This is a genomic window from Micromonospora sp. NPDC005324 (assembly GCF_040607155.1).
GTDB classification, from domain to species: domain Bacteria; phylum Actinomycetota; class Actinomycetes; order Mycobacteriales; family Micromonosporaceae; genus Micromonospora; species Micromonospora trifolii.
Genome location: NZ_JBEXGE010000088.1, coordinates 1 through 6,772, shown reverse-complemented (window position 1 = coordinate 6,772; position 6,772 = coordinate 1). Strand labels below are relative to the sequence as shown.

Annotated in this window: 8 protein-coding genes and 1 pseudogene; 6 read left to right on the top strand and 3 right to left on the bottom strand. The window is 63.4% G+C overall.

The genetic code is table 11. The annotated features are described in order from the left end of the window. Positions 1–142: 142 nt before the first annotated feature. The 6 genes and pseudogenes from ABZS40_RS36030 to ABZS40_RS36005 form a co-directional block, all read left to right on the top strand. The gene (locus ABZS40_RS36030; protein WP_354949169.1) at positions 143–1,234 is read left to right on the top strand and encodes an IS630 family transposase; all 1,092 of its coding nucleotides are present in this window, start codon (positions 143–145) and stop codon (positions 1,232–1,234) included. A gap of 96 nt (positions 1,235–1,330) precedes the next feature. Beyond that, positions 1,331–1,939 carry a helix-turn-helix domain-containing protein gene (locus tag ABZS40_RS36025; protein ID WP_354949167.1) on the top strand — a complete coding sequence of 203 codons (609 nt, stop codon included), beginning with the start codon at positions 1,331–1,333 and terminating at the stop codon, positions 1,937–1,939. Between the two features lie 31 nt (positions 1,940–1,970). After that, complete coding sequence (locus tag ABZS40_RS36020; RefSeq protein WP_354949171.1) at positions 1,971–2,432, top strand: transposase; 462 nt, start codon at positions 1,971–1,973, stop codon at positions 2,430–2,432. A gap of 273 nt (positions 2,433–2,705) precedes the next feature. After that, on the top strand, positions 2,706–3,254 hold the full coding sequence (locus ABZS40_RS36015) for a metalloregulator ArsR/SmtB family transcription factor (protein ID WP_354949165.1): 549 nt from the start codon (positions 2,706–2,708) through the stop codon (positions 3,252–3,254). Between the two features lie 157 nt (positions 3,255–3,411). Further along, positions 3,412–4,011: a GNAT family protein gene (locus ABZS40_RS36010; protein ID WP_354949164.1), complete on the top strand. Its 600-nt coding sequence runs from the start codon at positions 3,412–3,414 to the stop codon at positions 4,009–4,011. A 204-nt stretch (positions 4,012–4,215) separates the two neighbouring features. Then, a pseudogene (locus ABZS40_RS36005) lies at positions 4,216–4,720 on the top strand (transposase); the annotation flags it as partial. Between the two features lie 516 nt (positions 4,721–5,236). On the opposite strand, the gene ABZS40_RS36000 reads toward ABZS40_RS36005, so the two are convergent. The 3 genes from ABZS40_RS36000 to ABZS40_RS35990 form a co-directional block, all read right to left on the bottom strand. Further along, the gene (locus tag ABZS40_RS36000; protein ID WP_354949162.1) at positions 5,237–5,365 is read right to left on the bottom strand and encodes a hypothetical protein; all 129 of its coding nucleotides are present in this window, start codon (positions 5,363–5,365) and stop codon (positions 5,237–5,239) included. A gap of 390 nt (positions 5,366–5,755) precedes the next feature. Beyond that, positions 5,756–6,280 carry an SRPBCC domain-containing protein gene (locus ABZS40_RS35995; RefSeq protein WP_354949160.1) on the bottom strand — a complete coding sequence of 175 codons (525 nt, stop codon included), beginning with the start codon at positions 6,278–6,280 and terminating at the stop codon, positions 5,756–5,758. A 302-nt stretch (positions 6,281–6,582) separates the two neighbouring features. Further along, the coding region (locus ABZS40_RS35990; RefSeq protein WP_354949158.1) for a hypothetical protein at positions 6,583–6,772 on the bottom strand (190 nt) is incomplete at its 5' end.

The window sequence follows — 6,772 nt, the reverse complement described above, 5'->3', positions numbered from 1 at the left end:
ACACAACCCGTGAGACTCGCCGGTGGCTGCTTGCTGTCCACGGACAAAACCACACGCCACCACAGACCCGAACGGATCTCCTGCTGGAGTACTAGTGTGCCGCGCCGGAAATTCGCCTCATAAGTCGGTGTAGGGTAGGGCGATGGCACGAACGGGGCGTCCCACCGCAGCGCTGGTGTTGACCGACGAGGAACGCACGACTTTGACCCGCTGGGCGCGGCGGGCGAAGTCCGCGCAGATCCTCGCGATGCGGTCGAGGATTATCCTGGCGTGCGCCGAAGGTGCCTCGAACACTGATGTGGCAGCGGATCTGCGTGTTCATTTGTCTACAGTGGGCAAGTGGCGGCGGCGGTTCCTGGCCGAACGTCTCGACGGCCTGATCGACGAGCAACGTCCCGGCCGGCCACCCTCGATCGCCTTGGACAAGGTCGAAGAAGTCGTCGTGGCGACCCTCGAGCAGACCCCGCGCAACGCCACGCACTGGTCGCGGACGTCGATGGCGGAGAAGTCGGGGCTGTCGAAGTCGACGATCGGCCGGATCTGGCGCGACTTCGGCCTCAAGCCACACCGGGCGGACACGTTCAAGCTGTCCACCGATCCGCAGTTCATCGAGAAGGTCGTTGACGTCGTCGGCCTGTATCACCAGCCGCCGGAACGGGCCGTGGTGCTGTGCGTGGACGAGAAGAGCCAGATCCAGGCCCTGGAACGCTCCCAGCCGGTCCTGCCGATGATGCCCGGCATGCCCGAGCGCCGCACCCACGACTACCACCGCAACGGCATCACCAGCCTGTTCGCCGCATTCGACATCGCCGACGGCTCGGTCATCAGCGAGCTACACCGTCAACACCGGGCGACCGAGTTCAAGAAATTCCTGATCACCATCGACAAGAGCGTCCCGGCCGAGCTCGACGTGCACCTGATCTGCGACAACTACGGCACCCACAAAACCCCGGCAGTACGTGCCTGGCTGGCGAAGCACCCGCGGTTCCACATGCACTTCACCCCGACCGGCTCATCCTGGGTCAACCAGGTCGAACGCTGGTTCGGCTTCCTCACCGACCAGAAAATCCGCCGCGGCACCCACAAAAGCGTCCAGGCCCTCGAAGCTGACATCCGATCCTGGATCGCCGACTGGAACAGCAACCCCCGACCGTTCATCTGGACCAAGACCGCCGAAGAGATCCTCGAATCACTCGCCCGATTTTGTAGGCGAATTTCCGGCGCGGCACACTAGTGCCTCGTCTTTGAACGTTGGCCGTGTAATCCGTCGGTTCTGAGTCCGTTTCGGGCAGGCTGTCCCTCTCGCTGTTTGTGTGGGAGGTGGTGCCGGGTGGGACGACGCCCAGAAGTGTTCGTGCGGGCCTTGTCGATGGCCGAGGGTCAGCGGCTGCAGAGGATCACCCGGACGGCGAAGGATCCGGTGAAGTTGCGGCGGGCGATCGTGGTGCTTATGTCCGGCCAGGGCCAGCCGGCGCCGGACATCGCGCATCTGCTCGAAGCCACCGAGGACTACGTCCGGGATGTGATCCACGCGTTCAACGACAGGGGGTTCGACGCGCTGGACCCAAAATGGAGAGGGGGCACACCGAACAAGATCAGTGAACCGGTCCGTGACTGGATTTGCGTGATCGCCCGGTGTGACCCCCGCTTCCTGGGCCGGCCGTTCTCCGGTTGGTCACTGTCGAAGCTGCGTGACTATCTGATCGAGACCGGCCGGGTCGCAGCGATCAGTATCGAGACGGTGCGGCGGATCCTGCGCGAACGCGGTGTGACCTGGCAGGCGTCGAAGACATGGAAGGCCAGCAACGACCCCGACTTCACCACCAAGATGCGCCAGGTGCTCGACCTCTACGACCATCCACCCGCCGGCGGCCGGGTCGTCTGCGTCGATGAGTTCGGACCGCTGAACCTGCAACCGCGGCCCGGCCCGGCCCGGTAAAGCGTGGAAACCGCAGGGCCGGCCGGTCCGGCTGCGGGCGACCTATCACCGTGACTTCGGTGTCCGGCACATGATCGCCAGCCTTGACCTGGCCACCGGGAAGATCCACTACCGGATCCGGGACCGGAAACGCTCGGGTGAGTTCCTGGACTTCCTCAAGAGCCTGCGCCGGCGCTGGCCCGGCCAGACGCTGCACCTGATCCTGGACAACTTCTCCCCGCACAAGCATCCCAGCGTCCGGGCCTGGTGCGCCGCCAACCAGGTCGAGCTGGTGTTCCTGCCGACCTACAGTTCCTGGTTGAACTGGATCGAAGCCGAGTTCGCCGCCCTGCGCTACTTCGCGCTCAACGGCACCGACCACCGCACCCACGCCCAACAGGACACCGCGATCGGCGACTACATCCGCTGGCACAACCAGCGCGCCAACCCGAAAACCGAATACGCGACCAACTCCAAGATCCGGCACCCGGATTACCCGTTCAAGGCTGCATGACGAGGCACTAGCTAGGCCTGCGAGTCCAGGATCTCGACGTAACCGTCGGTCCCGCGCACGCGGATCCGCTGCCCGTCCCGGATCAGTTTGGCCCGGGGCCGTCATCATCGGACAAACCGTCACCGTTGTCGCCGGCCGGCATAGCAACCCGCCTGCGTCCTGCCGACCTTCACACACTGGTGTAATGCAACAAATCTCATTGTACAAGTGTTGTTGTACAATAAGGTTTGCCATGACATACTCCGAAACATGTCTACTTCAGGATCGCAACGAATGACCGACTCGCGAGCGCTCGCTGCGCTGTCGCATCCGCTGCGCCGCCGGGTGATGGACGTGCTCAAGGTCCACGGCCCTGCCACCGTGGGTGTCCTCGCGCAACGAACAGGCGCTCCCGTGGGCAACATCAGCCACCACCTGAAGGTGCTGGCCGCCGCCGACCTGGTTTCGGAGGCGCCAGAGCTCGCTAAGGACCGTCGCGAGCATTGGTGGCGCCTGGTCTCGCCGAACCTGCGTTGGACGACAGGTGACTTTGACGACGACCCGGTTCGCCAGGCGGTCGCGAACGCGGCGGTCTCACTCAACCTCGATCGGCAGGTCAGCCTGGTCCGAGCCTTCTATGCCGTGCGAGAAGAGCGTCCGGCATGGAACGGCGCAGCCTTTTCCGCTGACAAGTGGTTGCACCTGACGCCGGCGGAGCTGGGTGAGGTGGAGAAGGAAATCCTCGCGGTATTCGACCGGTGGGCGCACCGGGATCTACCTGAAGATGGGCTACCGCGGGAACCAGCCTTCCTCTTCGTCTACGGCGTGCCGGCTCAGCCGTGACCGCCATCGCCCTCGCCTCCGGTACGCCAGAGTGGCCTGTCCTGGCGCCGAGCCTTCTTCCGACTGTTCAAAGGAGCTCTGCGCGGGATGGTTCTCCTGGGCGGAGCGCCACCCCATCTCCCGATCCGCTGATGAGTTCAGCCGACGGAGGTAGCCAATGAGAGACTCTGTGTTGCGGCCCACCTGTCCCATCGCGACCGCGCGGCTACTGCTGCGCCCTTTCGCCGTGTCTGACATTGAGGACGTTTGGGCGTACCAGCGCCGACCGGAGGTCGCACGCTACATGCTGTGGGAAGCCCGGAGCCGGGAGCAGTGTCGGTTAGCGGTGGACCAAATGGCCACCGAGTGCGGCTTGGCCGCGGAGGGCGACTGCCTTAGCCTGGCCGTTGTCTGGCCCGAGGCTGATCGGGTTGTAGGCCAGGTAGAGTTGGTATGGCAGAGTGAAAGCGATCGTCAAGGCGAGGTTGGATACGTCTTCAATCCCGATTACCGAGGCAGAGGTTTCGCCACTGAGGCCGTCCGTGCCCTACTTCGCTGGGGCTTTGAGGAACTCGATCTTCACCGGATCATCGGGCGATGTGATGCCCAGAACAGCGCCTCCATCGCGCTCCTTGAGCGTTTGCGGATGCGCCGCGAGGCGCACTTCGTCGACAACGCGTTCGTCAAGGGAGCGTGGTGCGGAACGTACGTCTACGCAATGCTCCAGCGCGAGTGGCGGAAAAGTCGTACGCCAGCTAACGGGTGCGGACCCAGCTAGCTGTACTGACCGGGACGTTGATCGATGCGGCGGGGCGGCTGTGTTCACCGGCGTACCGCATGAACTGGCGGTGACCCAGGAGTCTGCGGCCGACCCGTGGTATTAACCGGTCCTCGGTGCGGACCTACGACCGAGTTAATCAGATGCGTTGTCGAGGATCACGAGTGCCTGCAGGGATGTCTGTCGGTCGGCCGCACCAGCACACCCACCGCGTCCATCATGGACAGTCGGAGCGTGAAGACCTCCATCAACGTCCCATTGTCCACACAGGGCATTACCGCCGGGAAAAAGATCGTCGGCCGCAAACGCGGCATCATCACCGACACCCTCGGCCTCCTCCTCGCCGTCATCGTCACCGCCGCCAACACCATCGGCACGGACCTACTCGACCAGGCCACCACCACCTACCCCACCCTGACCAAGACCTGGGTCGACGCCGGCTACAAAAACCGCGTCATCGACCACGGTGCCACCCCTCGGCGTCGACGTCGAAATCGTCACCAAAGACCCCCAGATCAAGGGCTTCAGCGTGGCCAAACGCCGATGGGTCATCGAACGGACCCTCGGAAGGCTCATGCACCACCGCCGACTCGTCCGCGACTACGAAGCGCGACCCGACAACTCCGCCAGCATGATAACCATCGCCATGATCGACAACCTCGCCAAACGCCTCACCACCGAAACCACCCCAACCTGGCCAGAACCCTAAAACCACAACAAACGCAAAATACGTGAATCAGACGTCCACCTAGGAGACGTCTGCCAGAGCTGGTCGACGTCGGCGTCGGTGGCATCGGTGCCGGACCGCCACAGCAAGACCGGCTTCGGGGGTCGCCCGCTGCATAGGCGGCGAGGCCGGTGATCACCTAATGTGAGCGGGCCGCCGCCGGGACACCGGCAAGTCGCAGCTGACGCGGCCGGGCGGGAATCGTTGCCGTAGGCCTCGTCGTCGGCCACCTACAGGAAGGGCAGCCCAGCGGCGACCGCAGCCTCGATCATGGGAGTCGCCAGCTGAGATTGGTCACGAAGCGCGCACCTGCGACAAACACCGAACTCGGCACGACGGACCGGGATCGTCGCGCCACGACTTCGCCAGGTAGAGAGCCGTGTAGACCATCGTAAGCAGCCTCGGTGGCATAGACCAGGTACGCGGCGATCTGGCAGTCCTCGACCTCACCGGCCGTGCCCGAATACTGCCGCTGCACCCCACGGTGTGCCGGCTATTCTACAGATCACCCGTCTCGTCGATGACCAGCACGGCCTCAGCGACACCGAGATGCTCACCGACGAACTCGTGGACATAGGCACGAACCTCGGCGTAGTCCCACGTCACCCGGTTCAGCCGGTCCTGCATTCCGTCCGGGACAGCGTCCCCGGCGTACTCGGCGATGGTTTAGCAGTTCCTCCGCGGTGGCGGCGCCAACAGGCCCGAACGAAGTCACGAACCCGGCGACGCGGCTCGGGCCCGCGGAAACTCCCCCGACTGTCACCATCAGGTCGTCAAGCAACACCCGCCACCGCCGGAGCGCCTAACCCGTATCCGGTAGCTACCGCTGCATCACGGTCCTTCCACACTACCGTCCGTGCTGCAGCGGTCGCTGCCTTCTTTCGTCGGCGCATAAAACCGCAACTCTGCGATGAACAAACATCCCCTGTTGGAGTGTTAGTGCGCGAGGTTAGGCGTTGGATCTATTAATATGCCGAGAACTCCATGATCCAGCAGTTTTATCGGCCGGCAGGTCAATCACTCAGCACGTGCGGACTTGGCGTCGATTCCGGTGTTGTCTGGCGATTCATTACCGAACAGTTTGGTGTATCGCTCCTGCAACTGAGGCGCGACCGCATGCGCATCTTCTTCAGACAAATAGCCACCGGCGAGATGAACTTCCAGACGGTTGAGGTAGGTTTCCCAGCCTGAGGCGTACTGCACTATCGAACCAGCCTTCGGGTCATAGGCGTGTGTAAATATGTAGACGCAGCCTTCACCGTCAGGCCGCAGTTCATTGTGGTAACGCTCTTCGCCCGAGGCCCAGGCGAAAAGCCTCGGGCGTTCGAGCTCCGCAATCGTACCGGGCTGCCCGTCGATCTCGAAAGTCTCGCCGGCCGATGGGGTCCATGTGACGACAGACGGAAACCATGCTGCGACCTCCGTGGGATCGGTGATCGCTTGCCAAACCCGCTCAGGCGAAGAGCCGAGACGACGCTCGAAGCGGAGTGCTGGTCGACCGTCGAGAGACGCTGCGGTTCCGGTCGTGCGGACACTGCTCATATTAATCACTCCGTCGGATCTCGCCGTTGCATTACGCATACTATCCAGCAGGATAAGGCACCTCTATCACATTACTCTCCCACGCCGATCACGCGGCCGTCGTTCCTGCCACGCAGCAGCTATCCACGGCCAACCATGCGTCGGCCCTCGGCGCTCGGTGCCGGTACCGGCCACGCAGGCCACAGCAGCGCTTGCAACACCTTGCGTCGCGTGTTCCACCTGTCATTCTTCCGGTTATGGACTACCGTTTGTATTTTAATCGCTGCAAACCTCAGCGCAACTTCACCGCTGTTTCAGCACCGTCAGATTTGATCTCGGAACACCAATACCAGCCCGATCACGCTGATCACCGCGACGAACAAGGCGAGCAGGATCGTGCCGGTGTCCGCGGTGTCCGCGGTGTCCGCGGTGAGCGCGTTGAGCGCGTCCACCCACATGCTCGGCTGCCAGTCGCGTTCCTGATTGCGGGCGATCAGCGCCACGGTCGCCTCG